The sequence below is a fragment of the Clostridium thermarum genome (assembly GCF_006351925.1).
Taxonomy (GTDB): domain Bacteria; phylum Bacillota; class Clostridia; order Clostridiales; family Clostridiaceae; genus Clostridium_AU; species Clostridium_AU thermarum.
In genome coordinates, this window is the sequence record NZ_CP040924.1 from 2875031 (window position 1) to 2896077 (window position 21047).

The 21047-nt window shown below is 40.5% G+C and carries 13 protein-coding genes and 3 rRNA genes; 3 read left to right on the forward strand and 13 right to left on the reverse strand.

What is annotated here, in order from left to right; translation table 11 throughout:
* Positions 1-35: 35 nt before the first annotated feature.
* On the forward strand, positions 36-1019 hold the full coding sequence (locus FHY60_RS12915) for a peptidoglycan recognition protein family protein (protein ID WP_139905435.1): 984 nt from the start codon (positions 36-38) through the stop codon (positions 1017-1019).
* Positions 1020-1057: 38 nt separating this feature from the next.
* Here FHY60_RS12915 and rrf read toward each other — a convergent pair.
* The 9 genes from rrf to FHY60_RS12960 all read right to left on the reverse strand — a co-directional run bounded on the left by rrf (position 1058) and on the right by FHY60_RS12960 (position 14595).
* Positions 1058-1174: ribosomal RNA gene (gene rrf / locus FHY60_RS12920) — 5S ribosomal RNA — on the reverse strand.
* A gap of 46 nt (positions 1175-1220) precedes the next feature.
* Positions 1221-4171 (reverse strand): 23S ribosomal RNA (locus tag FHY60_RS12925).
* Positions 4172-4659: 488 nt separating this feature from the next.
* A 16S ribosomal RNA gene (locus FHY60_RS12930) occupies positions 4660-6160 on the reverse strand.
* The 16S, 23S and 5S rRNA genes sit together here, the layout of an rRNA operon.
* Positions 6161-6945: 785 nt before the next feature.
* Positions 6946-7761 (reverse strand): carbohydrate ABC transporter permease, encoded by an 816-nt coding sequence (locus FHY60_RS12935; protein WP_243122288.1) that lies wholly within the window; start codon positions 7759-7761, stop codon positions 6946-6948.
* A gap of 108 nt (positions 7762-7869) precedes the next feature.
* Complete coding sequence (locus FHY60_RS12940) at positions 7870-8760, reverse strand: carbohydrate ABC transporter permease (protein ID WP_139905437.1); 891 nt, start codon at positions 8758-8760, stop codon at positions 7870-7872.
* A 100-nt stretch (positions 8761-8860) separates the two neighbouring features.
* Complete coding sequence (locus FHY60_RS12945; RefSeq protein ID WP_139905438.1) at positions 8861-10141, reverse strand: extracellular solute-binding protein; 1281 nt, start codon at positions 10139-10141, stop codon at positions 8861-8863.
* Positions 10142-10245: 104 nt separating this feature from the next.
* Positions 10246-11460 carry a response regulator gene (locus FHY60_RS12950; RefSeq protein ID WP_139905439.1) on the reverse strand — a complete coding sequence of 405 codons (1215 nt, stop codon included), beginning with the start codon at positions 11458-11460 and terminating at the stop codon, positions 10246-10248.
* Entirely contained in the window at positions 11450-13210 is a 1761-nt protein-coding gene (locus FHY60_RS12955; RefSeq protein ID WP_139905440.1) for a sensor histidine kinase, read from the reverse strand. The genes FHY60_RS12950 and FHY60_RS12955 overlap by 11 nt, the downstream gene beginning before the upstream one ends.
* Positions 13211-13344: 134 nt before the next feature.
* Positions 13345-14595: a DNA polymerase Y family protein gene (locus FHY60_RS12960; protein WP_139905441.1), complete on the reverse strand. Its 1251-nt coding sequence runs from the start codon at positions 14593-14595 to the stop codon at positions 13345-13347.
* A 166-nt stretch (positions 14596-14761) separates the two neighbouring features.
* On the opposite strand from FHY60_RS12960, the gene cwlD reads away from it, so the two are divergent.
* Positions 14762-15511 carry an N-acetylmuramoyl-L-alanine amidase CwlD gene (gene cwlD / locus FHY60_RS12965; RefSeq protein ID WP_423243569.1) on the forward strand — a complete coding sequence of 250 codons (750 nt, stop codon included), beginning with the start codon at positions 14762-14764 and terminating at the stop codon, positions 15509-15511.
* Positions 15512-15537: 26 nt separating this feature from the next.
* Here cwlD and FHY60_RS12970 read toward each other — a convergent pair whose 3' ends face one another.
* Positions 15538-17640, reverse strand: a complete 2103-nt coding sequence (locus FHY60_RS12970) for a YhgE/Pip domain-containing protein (protein ID WP_139905443.1) — start codon at positions 17638-17640, stop codon at positions 15538-15540.
* Between the two features lie 174 nt (positions 17641-17814).
* Here FHY60_RS12970 and FHY60_RS12975 point away from each other — a divergent pair, with 174 nt between their 5' ends.
* Positions 17815-18372: a TetR-like C-terminal domain-containing protein gene (locus FHY60_RS12975; RefSeq protein ID WP_139905444.1), complete on the forward strand. Its 558-nt coding sequence runs from the start codon at positions 17815-17817 to the stop codon at positions 18370-18372.
* Between the two features lie 52 nt (positions 18373-18424).
* Here FHY60_RS12975 and FHY60_RS12980 read toward each other — a convergent pair whose 3' ends face one another.
* The 3 genes from FHY60_RS12980 to FHY60_RS12990 all read right to left on the reverse strand — a co-directional run bounded on the left by FHY60_RS12980 (position 18425) and on the right by FHY60_RS12990 (position 21029).
* Positions 18425-18571 carry a FeoB-associated Cys-rich membrane protein gene (locus FHY60_RS12980; protein WP_139905445.1) on the reverse strand — a complete coding sequence of 49 codons (147 nt, stop codon included), beginning with the start codon at positions 18569-18571 and terminating at the stop codon, positions 18425-18427.
* A 39-nt stretch (positions 18572-18610) separates the two neighbouring features.
* Positions 18611-20617: a ferrous iron transport protein B gene (gene feoB / locus FHY60_RS12985; RefSeq protein ID WP_139905446.1), complete on the reverse strand. Its 2007-nt coding sequence runs from the start codon at positions 20615-20617 to the stop codon at positions 18611-18613.
* Between the two features lie 127 nt (positions 20618-20744).
* Positions 20745-21029: a FeoA family protein gene (locus tag FHY60_RS12990; protein WP_341472529.1), complete on the reverse strand. Its 285-nt coding sequence runs from the start codon at positions 21027-21029 to the stop codon at positions 20745-20747.
* Between the last annotated feature and the right edge of the window lie 18 nt (positions 21030-21047).

The window sequence follows — 21047 nt, forward strand, 5'->3', positions numbered from 1 at the left end:
AAGGTGATGAAGATTTAGAAAGGAGGAAACTAAGGATGGAAATAATCACAAAATATATGACTAGAAATGACTGTTACAGAACTGGCCGTAAAATAAACGTAAAAGGAATTATGGTTCACTCTACAGCCACACCCGGAATTATGGCAGCTGACTGGTTTGACCGATGGAATAAGTCCTATGCTCTTGGGGAGATAGATAGGCAAGTTTGCGTTCATTCCTTTGTGGATGATAAGGTAGTTATGCAATATCTTCCCTGGGACCACAGAGGATGGCATGCAGGAGGACGTGCCAATGATACCCACATTGGTTTTGAAATCTGCGAGCCCGGCGGCTTCCGTTATGGAAGTGGCTCCACCATGGTTGGATATGATGTAAAGGTTAATGAGGAATACTTTAACAAGGTCTATGCCAATGCCGTTGACCTTTGCGTTTATCTTTGCAAGATGTTTGGTTTGACAGAAAAAGATATAATTGATCACTCAGAGGGCTACAAACTGGGTATAGCTTCCGCCCATGGCGATGTTATGCATTGGTTCCCCAAACATGGCAAGAGCATGGATACACTGAGAGCAGATGTAAAAAAAGCCCTTGAAGGCTCAAGTTCCCAGCCTCAGCCACAAGTACAGGATAAAGAAGTAATGGAACTGCAGCAAATCTTAAATAGATTAAAAATTACAGATTCTAATGGTAAGGCATTAGTGGTGGACGGCATCCACGGACCTTTAACCGCCTCCGCCATAAAGAAGTTACAATCTATTATGGATCTACAGCAGGTAGGTATTGCAGGTCCGGCTTCCTGGGCAGCTATAAGAGAGATTCTTTATAAGCCAATGGTATCATCAGGATCAACCGGCTATGCTGTAAGATATATTCAATGGCGTGTCAATACAGTCGTTGACGGAATCTTCGGTCCATTGACCCTAAAGGCCGTAAAAACCTGGCAAGCCTCTAATAAGCTTACCGCAGACGGAATTGTGGGTCCCAATACTTGGGCTAAGCTTATAGGTAATTTTTCGTAAATAAAAAGACATCAAGCAAAATGCTTGATGTCCTACCAACCTGGCAACGTCCTGCTCTTCCACTCAGTCTCCCGAGCAGTACCATCGGCGCTGTGAGTCTTAACCATCGTGTTCGGAATGGGAACGGGTGTAACCCTCACGCTATCATCACCAGATATCAGAGAAGTTTGTTCTCTGAAAATTGCACATAAGAATGTGTTTTAGGTCAAGTCCTCGACCTATTAGTACTAGTCAGCTGCACACATTACTGTGCTTACACCTCTAGCCTATCAACCTTGTGTTCTTCAAGGGGTCTTACTGACTTACGTCATGGGAAATCTTATCTTGAGGTGGGCTTCACGCTTAGATGCTTTCAGCGTTTATCCCGTCCCGACATAGCTACCCAGCGGTGCTCCTGGCAGAACAACTGGTACACCAGAGGTCAGTCCATCCCGGTCCTCTCGTACTAAGGACAGCTCCTCTCAAATTTCCTACGCCCGCGACGGATAGGGACCGAACTGTCTCACGACGTTCTGAACCCAGCTCGCGTGCCGCTTTAATGGGCGAACAGCCCAACCCTTGGGACCTACTTCAGCCCCAGGATGCGACGAGCCGACATCGAGGTGCCAAACCTCCCCGTCGATGTGGACTCTTGGGGGAGATCAGCCTGTTATCCCCGAGGTAGCTTTTATCCGTTGAGCGATGGCCCTCCCACGAGGTACCACCGGATCACTAAGTCCGACTTTCGTCCCTGCTCCACTTGTGGGTGTCGCAGTCAGGCTCCCTTCTGCCTTTACACTCTACGAACGATTTCCAACCGTTCTGAGGGAACCTTTGAGCGCCTCCGTTACTTTTTAGGAGGCGACCGCCCCAGTCAAACTGCCCACCTAACAATGTCCCGTCACCAGCTTCATGGTGTCCGGTTAGAATCTCAGTATCATCAGGGTGGTATCCCAAGGTTGACTCCACAAAGGCTGACGCCCTTGCTTCCAAGTCTCCCACCTATCCTGTACAGATAATACCGAAACTCAATGCTAAGCTACAGTAAAGCTCTACGGGGTCTTTCCGTCCAATCGCGGGTAGCAAGCATCTTCACTTGCACTACAATTTCGCCGGATTTGCAGTTGAGACAGTGCCCAAATCATTACGCCATTCGTGCGGGTCGGAACTTACCCGACAAGGAATTTCGCTACCTTAGGACCGTTATAGTTACGGCCGCCGTTTACTGGGGCTTAAGTTCATGCCTTCGCTTGCGCTAAGCAATCCCCTTAACCTTCCAGCACCGGGCAGGCGTCAGCCCCTATACATCAGCTTACGCTTTAGCAGAGACCTGTGTTTTTGCTAAACAGTTGCTTGGGCCTATTCTCTGCGGCCTACTCGCGTAGGCACCCCTTCTCCCGAAGTTACGGGGTCAATTTGCCGAGTTCCTTAACTGCAATTCTTCCGCTGGTCTTAGGATTCTCTCCTCACCTACCTGTGTCGGTTTGCGGTACGGGCACTACTTCACTCCCTAGAGGCTTTTCTTGGCAGCGTGGAATCAGATACTTCGCTACTAAATTTCGCTCCCCATCACACCTCAGCATTGAACAGACGGATTTGCCTATCTGTTCTGCCTAGATGCTTAGACCCACATCCAATAGTGGGCACATCCTATCCTCCTGCGTCACCCCATCGGTAATAACGCGTCATAGTGGTATCGGAATATCAACCGATTGTCCATCGCCTACGCCTCTCGGCCTCGGCTTAGGTCCCGACTAACCCTGGGAGGACGAGCCTTCCCCAGGAAACCTTAGGTTTTCGACCAAAGAGATTCTCACTCTTTTCTCGCTACTTATTCCAGCATTCTCTCTCCTGTACAGTCCACCACTCCTTTCGGTATGACTTCAGCCCGTACAGGATGCTCCTCTACCGCTGACGCGCAAGCGTCAACCCGTAGCTTCGGTGGTAAGTTTGAGCCCCGGACATCTTCGGCGCAGGATCTCTCGACTAGTGAGCTATTACGCACTCTTTAAATGAGTGGCTGCTTCTAAGCCAACATCCTAGTTGTCTTAGAAATCCCACATCCTTTTCCACTTAACTTACACTTAGGGACCTTAGCTGACGGTCTGGGCTTTTTCCCTTTTGACTACGGATCTTATCACTCGCAGTCTGACTGCCGGTATACAAGTATATGGCATTCGGAGTTTGATAGGGTTCAGTAAGCGCAATGCCCCCTAGCCCATTCAGTGCTCTACCTCCATTACTCAATTATCCGACGCTAGCCCTAAAGCTATTTCGAGGAGAACCAGCTATCTCCGAGTTCGATTGGAATTTCTCCGCTATCCACAGCTCATCCCATGGTTTTTCAACACCAACGTGGTTCGGGCCTCCACGGAATTTTACTTCCGCTTCACCCTGTCCATGGATAGGTCACCCGGTTTCGGGTCTACAGCATGCAACTATCCGCCCTGTTCAGACTCGGTTTCCCTTCGGCTCCGTACCTTAAGTACTTAACCTTGCTACATGCCGTAACTCGCTGGATCGTTCTACAAAAAGCACGTCATCACACAGATTAAGGACGGGGGACACACCTAAAGGTGAGTCCCGCCCAGAATATAGTGCTATGACCGGTTGTAGGCACACGGTTTCAGGTTCTATTTCACTCCCCTCCCGGGGTTCTTTTCACCTTTCCCTCACGGTACTTCTTCGCTATCGGTCATCAGGTAGTATTTAGCCTTGGGAGGTGGTCCTCCCTGCTTCCCACAAGGTTTCACGTGTCTCGTGGTACTCTGGATCAGATCTTCACTTTGACAGCTTTCACTTACGTGGCTGTTACACTCTGCGGCTTAACTTTCCAGAAATATTCAGTTAACCATCTCAGTGAGTTATGATCTGTCCGCAACCCCAGAAACAAGTTTCTGGTTTGGGCTCTTCCGCTTTCGCTCGCCGCTACTGACGGAATCGATTTTTCTTTCTCTTCCTCCAGGTACTTAGATGTTTCAGTTCCCTGGGTTTACCTTCCTTAAGCTATGGATTCACTTAAGGATACATGGGGTTACCCATGTGAGTTTCCTCATTCGGAGATCTCCGGATCACAGGCTATTTGCGCCTACCCGAAGCTTATCGCAGCTTATCACGTCCTTCTTCGGCTCCTGATGCCAAGGCATTCACCATGCGCCCTTTATAACTTGACCTTACTCGTCTCACGATAAGCGGCGCACTGCGTTGTTGCCGTCGTCGCTCCGGTCCTCATTGGCCTATCCAGCCAACTCCGGTCCTCACTCCTAGGCGCCTAGCATTGCTTGCTTCTCCTGAGACTCGTTGTCAGTGAACGGCGAGTCCATTCAGCTAAACAACTTTGTTATAAAGAACAATAATTGATATTATTCTTAGCTTTACTCCAGATATCCTACGGAAACTTAATTTAAACTTGTTTGAAAATCCCGAATCTTCAACGGGTTTTCAGGCATGTTTAAATTATTAGCTGTAGTTGGATATCTGCTTAATTTCTTATGTGCAATTTTCAAAGAACAACGGAATACTATTTTACACCGCTGACGCGTTGGCGTCAACCTGTAATTTCTTCCACTTGAAAGACGTTAGTCTTTCAAAATTGAACAGAGATTGGTCAGACCTGCGCTCTAAGTATCTCTTGGATATCTTTAGAGCAGGTTCTCCATAGAAAGGAGGTGATCCAGCCGCAGGTTCTCCTACGGCTACCTTGTTACGACTTCACCCCAATCGCTGACCCTACCTTCGGCCGCGTCCTCCTTGCGGTTAGACTACGGACTTCGGGTATTGCCAACTCTCATGGTGTGACGGGCGGTGTGTACAAGGCCCGGGAACGTATTCACCGCGACATGCTGATTCGCGATTACTAGCAACTCCGGCTTCATGCAGGCGAGTTTCAGCCTGCAATCCGAACTGGGACGAGTTTTATAGTTTTGCTCCGCCTCGCGGCTTTGCCTCTCGTTGTACTCGCCATTGTAGCACGTGTGTAGCCCTAGACATAAGGGGCATGATGATTTGACGTCATCCCCACCTTCCTCCGAGTTAACCCCGGCAGTCTTGCTAGAGTGCTCAACTTAATGGTAGCAACTAACAATAAGGGTTGCGCTCGTTGCGGGACTTAACCCAACATCTCACGACACGAGCTGACGACAACCATGCACCACCTGTCTTCCTGCCCCGAAGGGCTTCCCGCATTACCGGTAATTCAGGAGATGTCAAGTCTAGGTAAGGTTCTTCGCGTTGCTTCGAATTAAACCACATGCTCCGCTGCTTGTGCGGGCCCCCGTCAATTCCTTTGAGTTTTAATCTTGCGACCGTACTCCCCAGGCGGAATACTTAATGTGTTAACGGCGGCACAGAAGGTTGGACCCTCCTACACCTAGTATTCATCGTTTACGGCGTGGACTACCAGGGTATCTAATCCTGTTTGCTCCCCACGCTTTCATGCCTCAGCGTCAGTTACGGTCCAGAAAGTCGCCTTCGCCACTGGTGTTCTTCCTAATCTCTACGCATTTCACCGCTACACTAGGAATTCCACTTTCCTCTCCCGCACTCTAGATATCCAGTTTGAAATGCAGCACCCAAGTTAAGCCCGGGTATTTCACATCTCACTTAAATATCCGCCTACGCATCCTTTACGCCCAGTAAATCCGGACAACGCTCGCCACCTACGTATTACCGCGGCTGCTGGCACGTAGTTAGCCGTGGCTTCCTCCTCTGGTACCGTCATTATCGTCCCAGAAGACAAGAGTTTACAACCCGAAGGCCTTCATCCTCCACGCGGCGTTGCTGCATCAGGCTTTCGCCCATTGTGCAATATTCCCCACTGCTGCCTCCCGTAGGAGTCTGGACCGTGTCTCAGTTCCAATGTGGCCGATCACCCTCTCAGGTCGGCTACGCATCGTGGCCTTGGTGAGCCGTTACCTCACCAACTAGCTAATGCGCCGCGGGCCCATCTCATAGCGGATTGCTCCTTTAAAGTTGCCATCATGCGATAGCTGCTTATTATGCGGTATTAATCTCCCTTTCGGGAGGCTATCCCCCTCTATGAGGCAGGTTACCCACGTGTTACTCACCCGTCCGCCGCTGGGGACCGAAGTCCCCCGCTCGACTTGCATGTGTTAGGCACGCCGCCAGCGTTCGTCCTGAGCCAGGATCAAACTCTCAATTTAAAAGTTTGAACTCTAGCTTATCGCTAAATTTGTTTTTCAGACTTTCGTCTGTCAAAGAAATCGCTGACCATGATTTATTCTTGTAAAAGAATTATCTTTATCTCTGTTCAATTTTCAAAGACCAACTTGTTTAAGTTTCGCTGTCGTCTGACAGCTTGTTCATATTACCACGATTATTTCGCAGTGTCAACATCTTTTTCTAATTTTTTTGAAGAAATTTTAATCTCATTCAAATTTACTTTAGAAAAGATGGAACTCTATATTATCATGATACTTATTAACTGTCAACATATTATTTAACGGTCATTGCTTGTATCCGATAACTTAGCGCTTCAAGAGTTTCTCGAAGCGACAAGTGTTATAATATCATGTAAACTCTCACGAATTATTTACTTCAATTACGATTTAAAGGATTTATCTCCATATTTTGAGCATATACTCTTTTTTTCTACATTTTACACCTAGTGATACACGCGGCTATAGTGTAGTGGTTGTTGAAGCCAGCGCTAGCGGCAGAATATCTACTCCCCTTATTTAGTCTAAACAATTACTCACTACTACATATAGCACTGTTTCAAAAAAGCATTAATGATAAAGTTATAACTAAAAATTTGTCCATAAATTCTTTATAAAAACATTAAGGCATGCTATCGCGCATGCCTTAAAAATTATAAAATTGAAGATTTTTCATAGAGAAGCGGAGAAAAATTCACCATAATTATTCATTACTCACTACTAACTACTAATTATACTGCTGCAACCCGTGTTTTCACCTAAAGCTAAAATTAACCTTTGACAGCACCAGCCATTAAACTCTTTTGCACTTGATTGCTTAACGGTATATAAATGATGATTGTAGGCAGGGTAGCTATAACAAGTCCCGCTACGATAGGCCCCCAATTAGTAGTGTACTGTCCAGCCATGGACATAATACCTACAGTTAAGGTCTTCAATTTAGGGGAATTTATAAAAGTATTTGCAAACATCAATTCATTCCAGCTTGAAAGATAAGTAAAAATAGAAACAGTAGCCAATGCCGGTTTTAACAACGGCAGAATCACTCTAAAGAATGTCTGGTATATATTGCAGCCATCTAAGCAAGCTGCTTCCTCCAGTTCAAAAGGTATGCCTCTTACAAATCCGGTTAATATAAATATCCCCATTGGAAGTGCAAAAGCTACATATGGAATTATAAGGGCTAAATAGCTGTTTAATATGCCCATTTTATTAAGTATAATAAACAGAGGTAATAAGGTTGAATGAATAGGCACCATCATTCCAAGTAAAATTATTGTAAGAGTTAATTTACTTAATTTCCATCTCATCCTCATAATAGCGTAGGATGAAGTTGCAATGAGGATATCTGATACTATGATAGTCACAGCAGTAACCAGCAAGCTGTTTAGAAAATATACCCCCGCTTTACCGCCAATGAAAGCGTCCTTATAGTTTGAAAATCTCCACACCTTAGGAAGGCCCAGTACGTTCCCCCCAAATATTTCAGCGTTATCTTTAAAAGAAACCAGTACAAGCCAGATTAATGGATATAATTGAATTAAGGCTACAAGTCCCAAAACTATTAAGAGTATTATACTTCCAATACTTGTCTTGCCTTTTCTTTCATAAGTAAATTTTTTATTAAATTCAAGGTTTTCTATAATATTAGCGTCTTTTAATTGCACTATCCTCATCCTCCTCTTAACACCACATCAGGCTTCAACTGCTTTTCTGCCTTCGAACAACTTACGAATAATCAGTGTAAACACTAAACATTCTACAATGATAAAGATAGACATTGCACTTCCGTAACCATACATATATTTGTCAAATATAGTATTGTACATCAAGGTGCTTGGAACCTCACTGGCATGCAGCGGACCTCCGTTTGTGAGTATATATATCAAGTCAAAGGCTTTAAATGAACCTGTAACTGCAAAAACTACACAAACCTGCAGAATGGGTTTGATAAGAGGAATAGTTATTCTTGAGGCCATTTGAAATTCTGTTGCCCCGTCAATTTTAGCAGCTTCATAAATATCCGGTGATATGGACTTGATTGCAGCGTACATCAAAAGCATATGATAACCTATATATTGCCATACAATAGGAATAAAGGCAGCTCCAAGAGCAGTCTTGGTACTTGCTAGCCATGGCTGGGCCAGGTTTTCAAGTCCTATTTTCCTTAAAAACACATTTAACATTCCATAATTGGCATTATATATTTTCATCCAGAGCTGACCAATTACTACGGTGGATATTATAACAGGTATGAAGTACACTGTCCTAAAAAAATTTTCTCCTTTAACTCCTCTTGAAAGCACCAGAGCCATTAAAAGTGATAGTGGAAGCTGTATAAATACAGAAAGTAATGCTAATATAAATGAATTCCTTACAGCTTTCTCAAATCCATCGGTATTATTTACAAATAAATTTATATAATTTTTAAAGCCTATAAAAGTTCCTTTTCCAATACCATCCCATTTCAATAAACTATAGTATAAGGAGAAGCAAATAGGAAGTATAATTACTACGGCAAATATCAATAGAGCTGGAAAAACAAAGAGAAAGATCGCTTTTTTGTTTCTTAATAACTTATCCATAACTTTTGATGCCTCCCTCATTTAACATATAAAATTTATCCTCTTTGCTAAATTCTCCTGCCAACTTGTACAAATCAGCAGGAGAATTATAACTCATCTATTATTTTTCATTTATTGCCTGCATCTGTTTTGCAAACTCTTCAGGTGTTATTGTCTTACCAAAGAGTTTTGCTACCAAATCCTTATGAGTATCGGCATCAGCACCACTTAGGTAAGTATCCCACCAAATTGTACTTCCAGTGGACTTTTGAACTATTGCACTAACCTGCTTAGTTAGTGGTGATATCTTGGATTCATCAACGGATACCTTCCAAGCTGGTATTCCGGCACCTAATTCATATCCATGCTTTGCAAATGCTTCTGTTATGAATTTAACAGCTCTTACAGCTTCATCTTTATATTTTGTATTAGCTTTAACCATAAAGCAGTCTACTGATCCGCCTAAGATCTCATCTTTGTCCCCTTTTCCGTCAGTAAGCACAGGGAAGTTTCTGGCTTCTATCTTTCCCTTTGTAGGTGAATCATCTTTTTCTATGGATCCTGCAACCCAGCTTCCATTGTAGTACATAGGAATCTGTCCCTGAATGAATGGAATTTCTGATTCATCTCTTGTGAGACCTAGAGCTGCTTCATCAAAAGCACCGGCGTCTATAAGCTGTAACAGTTTTTCAGCAGCAGTGACGAAAGCAGGGTCTTCAAAGGAAGCTTTACCAGCTAGTGCATCATTGCTCAATTTTGAGCCTCCAGCTCTCATAGCTAAAATATCATAGTAGAACATACCAGGCCACTTGTCCTTTTCTCCAACAGCCATAGGAACTATTCCCTTAGCTCTGAAGGCTTTTACAGCATCCAATAATTCATCAAAGGTTTCAGGTATCTTAACATCATGTTGTTCGAACATTTCTTTGTTTACAAAGAATGTTCCAGCACCGGAGAAGAAGGTTAGTCCATAAATTTTTTCATCGTAGGTTACATAAGTAAGTGCTCCTCCAGTAAGCTTGTCCTTTGTTCCATCCTTTAGATAGTCATCTAAAGCCAACACTTTACCTGCCTCAACAAAAGGTTGAGCAAAACCTGCTCCCCAAGAGAAGAATATGTCAGGAGCTTCGTTAGCAGATACAGCAGTTTTTATTTTTGTCTTATAAGCTTCATTTTCTGTTGCTTCTGCCTCAATTTGAACATTAGGATTAGCATCATTCCAGTCCTTAATTGCAGCCTTAAAACCTTCTGTATTTGCATCCTGCGCAGTATAAATGTGCCATAATTTTAAAGTAATTTTTTCTCCATTACCGCTAGTGGACTTGCTTCCGCATCCTGCCAGACCTGCGGTAAGAAGGATTGACGTCAGTAAAGCTGAAAGAGTCCTGATTTTTTTACTCATTTGAGATCCCCCTTGCTTTTGGTAATATTTCCACTTACAGTTTGATTGTACTGCAATAACGTTTACAAATGAATTTAGAATTTTTACCTCAGCTTTTAAAATCTTTACATCTTTCTATATTCGCTTACCGACAGGCCGGTATATTTTTTAAAGCATGTACTAAAGTAACTGGAATCAGGAACTCCTACCTTTTCGCCAATTTCATAAGCCTTTAAATCCGTATTTTTCAGAAGCAGTAAGGCTTCTTCAATCCTGAGCTTAGTCAGATAGTCCATAATATTTATTCCTGTTTCCTTCTTAAATATTCGGCTTAAATAGCTGGGATTAATAAAAAACACCTTTGCTATTTTGGTCAGGGATAATTCACTGTCACCTAGATTTTGTTTCATATATTTGCTTATGTCATCAATAAGCTTATTGGGTTTCTTCCCTTTAGGCCTTTCCAAAGCCTTCAAGGCTTCTCTATAAGACTTTTCTATATTTTCAATGCCCTTTTTTCTTGTTCCCAAACCTATACTGTATATTACATTAAACTTATTTAAGATCTTTTCCTTAATCTGTTCAATAAATTCTTCAAGAATATTATCTTCTCTGTTATCTATAATTGTTATTCTGTAATTCATATCAAAGCATATATGAATATCTCTTTTATCTCTCAGGATGGGCTTAAGGGCATCCATAGCCTGGCTTACATATACTTCCTTTTCTATGTCCTTTGCCTGATCCCCTCTATGAGTAAATTTCATGTCAACTAATGCCACTTGAAATATATCACTTCCAAAATTAAAATCCAAATAGGTCATTTGCCTTTGTATTTCCTCAACATCTAGATCCGGTTGAATTAGTCTGTTCAAAAATCTTTCTGCAAAGAAAGGCCTATTTTCAATTACTTGTTTCTTTAAGGAGGTATATTCTGAAAAAACTGCCCGGTCCTTTTCTATCTCACCTTTCAGTTTCAGTGCAGTATTCTTAACTATCTCATCATCAATAGGTTTAAGAATATAATCCTTTATTCCTGCCTTTATGCCTCTCTGAGCATACTTGAAATCATTGTAGCCAGAAATAACAGCCACCTTAATGTTTGGATATTTCTTAATTACATAATCTGCAAATTGTATACCGTCCATATTGGCCATGCAAATATCCGTAAACACCAAGTCCGGCTTATATTTATCAGTAAGTTCTATGGCCTCATTTCCCGAAGCAGCCTCCCCTATTATCTCCATACCTAAGGAATTCCAATCAATACACTTTTTTAATAGATTTCTCACTAAATATTCATCATCCACAATTAAAACCCTTATAGTATCACTGCTCATAATCTTCCACCTCTTCTATTGGAATATAAATTACTACTGTGGTACCAGCATCCAACCGGCTATCTATCTTAAATTTACTCTTCCCATTATAAAAAATATTGAGCCTCTCTATAGTTCCCCTAAGGCCAATGCCTGGTGTTCCCTCTTTAGTCAGGGACTTTAGTTTCTCTTCATCCATTCCAATTCCATCATCGGAAACTATAAGCTCTATATAAGCTTCTTTACTATAGGCACCTATAAAAATTCTGCCCTTTTTCCCTGTTGGTTTTATTCCATGATATATGGAATTTTCTACCAAAGGCTGCAAAACCAATTTTAGTATTTTATATTTACTAACCCTCTCGTCTATATCCATATCTACTGTGAACAGATTATCATATCTTATCTGCATTATAGTGAGATAGTTCCTTACAGTCTGAACCTCCTCCTCAACAGTTATTACCTCTTTCCCATTGTTAAGACTCGTCCTATAAAAATTTCCCAGGGCTTTTATAATTTGATACACCTCTTGGTTCCTATTGTCTAAGGCCAAAGAGCTGATAGCATCAAAGGAATTATATAAAAAGTGGGGCTTAATTTGTGACTGAAGTACATCTAACTCTGCCTTCCTCTTAATCTTCTGTTCCTTTACAATCTCTTCAATAAGGTTCTCAATTTTTTGAATCATGGTATTATACACATTTTTTAATTCACCTATCTCATCATTTCCTGTAGCAATATTTACTTTTTTAAATGTGCCCTTTTCAACGCCCTTCATAGACTTTATGAGTTTGTGTATGGGTCTTGTTATGCCGGAAGAAGTAAATATGAGTCCTGATAAGCTCAAAACTCCATTAAATAAGAACATGGCCAAAAGAACAACCTTGTAAATGTTGGATTGCTTTGAAAGCTCTTGGTAGGGAACTATGCTCACTATTGTCCAATTTAAGCTGCTTCTTAGGTAAGAGGTTATATAATCCTTCCCCTCTACCTTTTTTATTGAATAAAAATGTTCTCCGGTTTTCAGCTTCTTAAAATTATCATCCAAATTATACTGGTCTAAATCATTTGAATGGATAATGTCATTATAATTCCCATCCTTTAACTGAATAACTGCTTCACCGTCTTTCATGATATCTTTAAAAGAATTTATTATAGCATCTTCAGGAATGTTGATTATCATAGTTCCGATAGGCTTCTGTGTATCAAGGTCATTGATTATTCTCATCATTGAAACATATCTTTCATTGGGCTTATTATATAGCTCCTTTCCTGTGAGCTTAATTATATAGCCTCCTTTAGCTTCCACAAGCTTGTCATACCATTTTGAATTTCTTAAATCATAGAGACTAAAGGCTTGAAAGGTTCTCTTGTCTACATAGAACTTGTTCCCATAATTGTCAAAAATATATACCGAAGATATAAACATATTTGATTGTATGAATTCTGTTAAGTATCTGTTGACTTTCATCTGATTATTGTAATTAAATTTCTCACTGCCGCTGGCCAATACTTCCTGAATGCCTTGATTTGATAAGAGAATTTTTGATTCATTATTTACCGTATATATTAATAGATTTAAATTGGCATCAATGGTCTGAAGGGTTTGCAGGGCCATTTCGCTAACCTTTTCAGTCATTATTCTGGCATTGATTTTCTGGTAAATAAGAGTGCTTATAGACATGGAAATTACTGCGATTATCAGATAACAGACTATTATCTTTGTCCCAATCTTAAGGTCCTTAAATTTATCAATTAGTTTTTTCCACATTTAATAACCTCTTCTCTTCTATATAAATGTATCAACAATATTATATCACATGTTTATTGTAACGTTTACTTAAGACATAAAAATAGCAGAGACCTTGAAGGTTTCTGCTGAGTGTATAATATTCCATAAAGTCCTTACAATATACTGGTCATTACCGGATAATCCTCTTCCCCTACTCCACCGGTCATGGAGCTTAGGCCGGAGTTTAAAAAACAAGACCGCATAATTGCCTTTGAACCATACTTTAACCTTATCTTATCCACTACGTCGTTGACAGCTCTATCCTTCTCATAATTGAAATCATCTAAGAGGTAGCCTTGGTAAAAGTCATTGGAGCCAAGCTCTGTTGCATGTACCCCCAGGTGCCTTATAGGATGACCGTTCCAAACCTCATCGAAAAGCCTACAGGCCGCCTCTGCAATTTTTCTTGTGGAGTCCGTTGGGACATCAAGCTTTTTCTGATGGGAATAGCTTATCAAATTGCTGCCCTTTACACTGACAGATATAACCCTGCAGCTGCTGTGGGCATCCCTAAGTCTCATTGCTACGGACTCACATAAGGAAAGCAGGACTTTATGGGCCATTTCTGCATCATCTACATCGAAAGGCACGGTAGTAGAATTTCCAACGCCCTTCATGACAATATGATTACTCTTTCTAACCTCAGAGTTTTCAATTCCATTGGCGTAATTCCATATCATAACACCATGACTTTTTAGCTTACTTTTTAGTATTCCTATATCATAATTAGCCAGATCTCCAATGGTATAAATATTAAGCCTATGTAATTTTTCTGCAGTGGCCCTTCCAACCATGAATAAATCCTCTACCGGCAGCGGCCACATCTTTTCCTTAATTTCATGGTGAAACAGCGTATGTACCTTATCGGGCTTTTGAAAGTCTGACGCCACCTTTGCTAGCAGTTTATTATTAGATATGCCGATGTTCACTGTAAAACCCAGTTCCTTCTTTATTCGTTCTCTGATTTTATTTGCCAGTTCATAGTAATCTGGATACAAATGCTCCATATTTGATAAGTCCAAAAAACTTTCGTCCACAGAAAACCTCTGGATGGTAGGAGTATATTCTAATAAAATCTTGTGCATGGCTGCACTGCTTTGCATATAAAGCCAGTATCGCGGTGGCACCGTCACTAATTCCGGACACTTAAGCCTTGCACTGAACAGAGTCTCTCCGGTCTTGATATCATACTTTTTCGCCGGTATGGATTTTGCTAAGACTATCCCATGACGGCTGGCTTCATCCCCGCCTACCACACTGGCAATTTCCCTTAGATCCACATCCTCTCCATGTTGAAGTCTGTATACCGCCTCCCAGGAAAGGTATGCAGAATTAACATCAATGTGGAAGATTAACCTTGCCATATTAACATCACCTTTTAGTAAAATTTGTTACACTTATTATTATACAAACAAATGTTCTGGTTGTAAATTATTATATGCAGACAAATTTTTTTATATACATAAATTTATCAGTACTAAATTCAAAAATATCTACACAAAATAATCACGTTAACTCTATATAAAGGGTGTGGTTATATTGTTCTTTAAGAGGACTTTATCTTCTAGCTTCATAATATTATATTTGACAATCAGCCCCTATACTCAGGCAGCTCTTGAGTCCAAAAATTGCACCTTAACACCTCCACCGCAAAGTACAAATAAAACTATACTTATAGACCCAGGCCATGGCGGAATAGATGGAGGCGCAGTTTCCAAGAACGGTACCCTGGAAAAGGATATTAATCTAAGCATAGGTCTTAAATTAAGAGCTGCCTTAACAGCCTCCGGCTTCAAAGTTAAAATGACCAGAGAAAGTGATGTGGGTCTTTATAGGTCAAAGCATCCGGTAAGAAAGTCTAAGCAGGAAGATTTACACAAACGTTGTATCCTAAAAGCAGAAACCAGCTGCGATGTATTTATAAGTATTCATCAAAATTATTTTCCGGAAGAAAAGTACTCTGGTGCCCAGGTATGGTATTGTAAACCGCCTGAAAGTAAGCTATTAGCTCAGATAATTCAAAAGAACTTAAGGGCAGACTTAGATAGCAATAATAAAAGAGAAGAGAAATCCGCCGGCAACCTATATAGAATATTGAAATGTCATTGTGAAATTCCATCGGTAATCGTGGAGTGTGGATTTTTAACCAATCCCGCGGAAGAACTGAAGCTCCGTGATGAAAACTACCAGCAGAGGATTGCAGCTTCTTTGTGCAAATCAATAATTGAATTTTTTAATCTGCAAGCAAATGGAGAAAACAAAAACAACCCTAATTCCTGACTTTGGAATTAAGGCTGTTTTTGTTACTATGCCGCCTGAGATTCTGTTACGGCTTGTTTATTACCTTTTACAAGGTTAATTATTGTTCTGATAATAAAGCCACCGCCCAAAAATACAACTGCAAAAATAAGCATTGCACTGATGTTTTTATTGAGAAGGGAGGAATTTATTCCTGATATAATCATTCTCAATATACTTACGGAGTAAGTCATTGGAACAAACTTCCCAATAACTTGATAGAATCTTGGCGCTGTTTCTATAGGGAAGGTTCCTGCTGAAGAAGCCAACTGCAGTATGAGAACTACAAACATAATTGGTGCTCCTAATACCCCTATTGCATGGGATAGCCCATACATAACACCAAAGAATACAATAGCTATAAATATATTGCTTAAATAGAACTCTGGTACACTTACAGGTTTAAGATTCAAACCTTTCACAACTACTACTGTCAATATTACAGCCTGCACTGCAGTCAGGGCTGAACCTACTACAAACTTTCCTATAAAGCTGTTCATGAACTTGCTGTCAAAGGCCTTTAAGGACTTGGCAATTGAGAATATAAGGCTTATAAACATTGCCCCGATCCATAGGGATAAGGATATGAAATATGGTGACAAACCTTCTCCATAATAGTCTACTTGGTTTATGGAATTATCCTTTAAAGCTACCGGATCTGAAATAAACTGAGACATATTCTCAGAATCAAACTTTAGATTGCTGCTGATTTTATCATAGCCATCCTTTAAACTTTCACTGAACTTAGCAGTACCGTCATTGAGCTGCTGCAGTCCATCCTTCAAGGCAACTGAACCGCTGCTTAACTTCTCTAAGCCCTTTGAAAGCTGGCCGGTCTTTTCTACTGCGGTATCCATTCCATTAAGTATAGTGCTGCTTCCCTGCTGAAGTACTTGGGCTCCTTCTATAAGTTTGTCAGATCCAGCTGCCACTTTGCTTTGTGTATCAGCAAGGCCCTGTGCTAGCTGAAGAGTCCCAGCTGCAACACTTTTTGTACCTTCACTCAGCTTCTTTAGGTTACTTGCCAACGGTTCTGCTGATCCTGCCGCCTTTCTCAGCGGTGCCTCAATATTATCCTTTAAATTTGAACTGTTAATTTTATTAACTGCTCCTATTACAGCAATAAGCTTAGCTTTATCTTCTTCACTTAGATTAGACTTCTTAATATTGTCCACTTCAGCATTAAGTATTGCGGAAGCTTGGCTAATACCACTGGCAGTCTGATTGATACCATCAGCCAGAGCATTGAGACCTGTATTAAGTGATGAACTTAATTGTTCAGCACCTTTTTCAATCAGTTCAGTATTTTTACTAACTTCTGCCGATCCTTGTACCAACAGTGGAATCTGATCGTTGGAGCTTGTAAGACTGCTTTTGAAAGTATTTAACCCATCCACTAGGGCTTGGGCTCCATTAGTTATCTGACTTTGTCCCTCTTTAATGGTCTGCAATCCCTCTGTCAGCTGCTTAGAACCTTCAGCGGCTTCGTTAAGACCTTTGGATAAATCTGCGCTTCCACTTAGAAGCACTTCTGTACCCTCATGAAGGTCAGAAGCTCCTTCACTGGCATCATTGATAGAAACTTTCACATCATACAAGCTATCTACTAAAGCCTTTGAAACTTCCTTTTGTATGCTGGAGCTTACTTCATTTTTTATGCTCTCTGCAATCTTTGAGGATAACTGTGAAAATACAAAATTTCTTCCTTCGTTTGCCATATATATTAGCTCTGGACTTTCAAAACTTCCATCTTGTGCCTCTGAAATTTTTTCAGAAAAGTCTTCCGGAACCTCTATTAGGGCATAATATTTTGTACCTTCTACTCCCTTCACGGCTTCCTCGTGACTAACAAACTGCCAAGATAACTTATCATTGTTCCTAAGGTTCTCTTCCAGTTCTCTTCCTACCGCATATTCCTTGCAGTCCTTTGTAACCGGCTTATCCAGATTAACAACGGCCACAGGTACCGTATCCAGATCCCCGTATACATCCCAAATACTGTCGAGATAAATAAAGGAATATAACACTGGTACAAACAATACAGCAACGAGTGACAGAGACAAAATGGTCATCAAGAACTTTTTATTGTCTCTTGCATTTTTTAACCTCATAGGTCTACCTCCTTCTAGCTAAAATAAAAAACATTTGTATTTTAATCGACATATGTGTATTATAGAACGTGTGTAGTGTACTTTCAACCATTAAAACATTGTCATTTTGTTGGATAAACAACACATAATAGATATGTGTCTATTATATTTTAAATTTCTTGGAGGTTTTCAATTATGGAAGAGCGAAAGATTGATAGACGTATTCGCAGAACTAAAAAATTACTGCTGCAAGGACTTACAAAGCTTATGTCAGAAAAGAAAATCAGTAACATCACCGTAAAGGAACTTACTGATTTGGTAGATGTGAACAGGTCCACCTTTTATCTCTACTATCGCGATATATATGATATGGTAGAGCAGATAGAAACAGAAATGTTCAATGACTTCACTGAAGCCTTTAATAGATTTTCGAAGGAAACCGCTACTTATGAAAACTTGATTTCCTTTTTCACCTATGTATTTGAGTTTGTTCAAGATAACGCAGAGATGTGTAAGATACTGCTTGGCCATGATGGTGACTATTCCTTTGTTCAGAAATTCAAACAGGCCATCACCGAGTCTAAGCCCCTACTTGATGACTCGCTATCAAAGATAAAAATTCATTTTCTAAGACCTTTTATAGTTGGGGGCTGCATTGGTATAATTCAGCAGTGGTTGGCGGATGATATGACGGTTTCTCCAAAGGAAATGGCTATGATTGTTACAGAACTTATCCCTTATGGCGGTAAATAAAAAAATCCGAGTAATGACTACTCGGATCTTCTTTATTTCTGGGGTCCTTATACTACTTTTTTGAGTCGCAACCGCAATTACTCTTACCGGAATGTGGACAGCCAATACACTTGACTCCCTTTTTCTTTTCAATAATTACCTTTGCGGTTGAAGCACCTACTATTGCTAATATGACCAAAACTACTATTACATTTGCCATAATTACATCCTCCATTCCTCTAAACTTGTCACTAATGTTCTAGGCACTTAACGCTGCTTTTCCACTTGCTTGTGCTTTTGCGTCACCTTTTCTCATGAGGTATACCACACAGCCAATCAATGCCGCAACAACGATTAAGCCAGGTAGGAAACCAGTACCTACCCCACCGGTTGTAATCAAGGTTCCTACTTGATAAGTTATAAATGCTACAGTATAACCCATACCTAGTTGGAAGGCAAGAGCACCCCACAGCCACTTTTTGCTCTCTAACTCAGAGTTCATGGCACCGATAGCCGCAAAGCATGGAGGTGTAAAGAGATTAAACATTAAGTATGCAAGAGCAGCTACTGAAGTCAAGCCCATAACACCTGCAACAGTTGCTCCATCAGATATTAGAGCAAACTCTTCAGTATCAATAAAGTTCGTAATACTATACACAACTGCCAATGTACCAACTACGTTCTCCTTAGCAATAAAGCCGGTAATTGCCGCTGCAGCCAATTGCCATGCACCAAAGCCCAAGGGTATTAGTAGAACAGCAAATGGTGACGCGATAGTTGCCAAGATACTTGTACTTTCTGCACCTTCTTCAACAACTTCAAAGCTCCAGTTAAATGTCTGCATAATTTGTACTACTGCATTTGATAAAAGTATGATAGTTCCAGCCTTAATAATGAAGGCTTTAGCTCTTGAAAGCATATCGATAGTAGCTCTCTTAATACTTGGGAATCTATATTCCGGCAGTTCCATGATAAAGTATGCTCTCTTATTCTTCTCGCCGGTTATTCTTGCTACTATTAGAGCTCCTACTATAATTATAGCTATACCAACAAAATACATAAGTGGTGAAACCCAAGATGCATCACCAAAGAAAGCACCGGCAAACAGGGCAATAACAGGCAGCTTAGCTCCACAAGGCATGAAGGTTGTCAACATTGCAGTGGTTCTTCTCTGTCTTTCGTTTTTAATTGTTCTGGTCGCCATAACACCTGGAATACCACAGCCTGTACCAACAATCATAGGAATAATTGATTTACCTGATAGTCCAACTTTCTTAAAGAAACGGTCCATAACCACGGCAACACGAGCCATATAACCACAATCTTCAAGCAATGATAGTAAGAAAAATAACACCATGATAAGAGGTAAGAAACCAACAACTGCTCCCACTCCACCAATAATACCATCTAGCAAAATTGCAGCTAGTACCGGTGATACCCCCTCTCCAAGTAATCCTTCCACCCATCCATAAAAGGCATCAATCCAGCCAACAAATGTATCGGCCAATAGTGGCCCTAAATATGTCTGTGAAATTGAGAAAACAGCCCACATAATCACTGCAAAGATAGGAATACCAAGCCACTTATGAGCTAAAATTCTATCCACAGCATCCTGATTAGTTTGAGTGTTACTCTTTACCTGTCTTTTCTCTACCTTAGCAATAATTTCTTTAACAAATTCATATCGTTTTTTATCAGAAGCTTCCACAGAATCTCTATCTGCCATATCTACACCATTACTGTTAAAGGGAGAAGTTTGAGCCTTACCTTTAACTTCTACCACTGTTGATATAAGCTTTTCTAACCCATTATCACTTGACTTCGTAGCTATTGTTTCAACAACAGGACACCCTAATGTTTTAGATAGGCCTTCTGCATCAATTACTGTCTTTTTCTTCTTATTCAAATCGCTTTTATTTAGAGCAACTACAACCGGTATCCCTAATTCAAGAAGTTGAGTAGTGAAGAATAAACTTCTGCTTAAGTTTGTTGCATCCACAATGTTAATTATAACATCGGGATTTTCATTCTTAACGAAATCCCTTGTAATACTTTCTTCAGAGGTGAATGGTGACATTGAATATGCTCCTGGAAGGTCAACCGCTATAATGGGAGTATTTGTCTTATTAAGGTGTTTCTTAATATCCCCCTCTTTTTTCTCAATGGTTACGCCGGCCCAGTTACCTACCTTCTCTATCCTTCCTGTAATTGCATTAAATAATGTTGTTTTTCCACTATTGGGATTACCAGTTAGTGCTACTTTCATATTTATGAATACCTCCCGCAAATATAATAAATGTTAGCCTTGTCTAACTTTTTCACCGTAGAAATCTTCAAATAGAAAATGAAATATAGGTAAAGTTAACCTAGGTTAACTTTTTATCAAGCAAAGGCTATATAATAATAGCTTCTGCCAACTCTCTATCAATACTATACCTTGCGTCCTTTACTGAAATTATAAAATTATCAGTGAGTATGGATATCACAGTTACAGCCTCACCTTCGTAACAGCCTAATGTAAACAGGAAGTTTTTAATCTCTTCATCATTAGTCTCAATGTCTTTAATGCTGTATTCTGTATTAATATTAGCTTGTGTTAAGTTCATCACTTGATCACCTAATTCCTTTGTTTTGCTAAAGAATCTTGTCATGTATTTATTCCTAATAATATCATTCATATATTCCCCTCCAAAGCT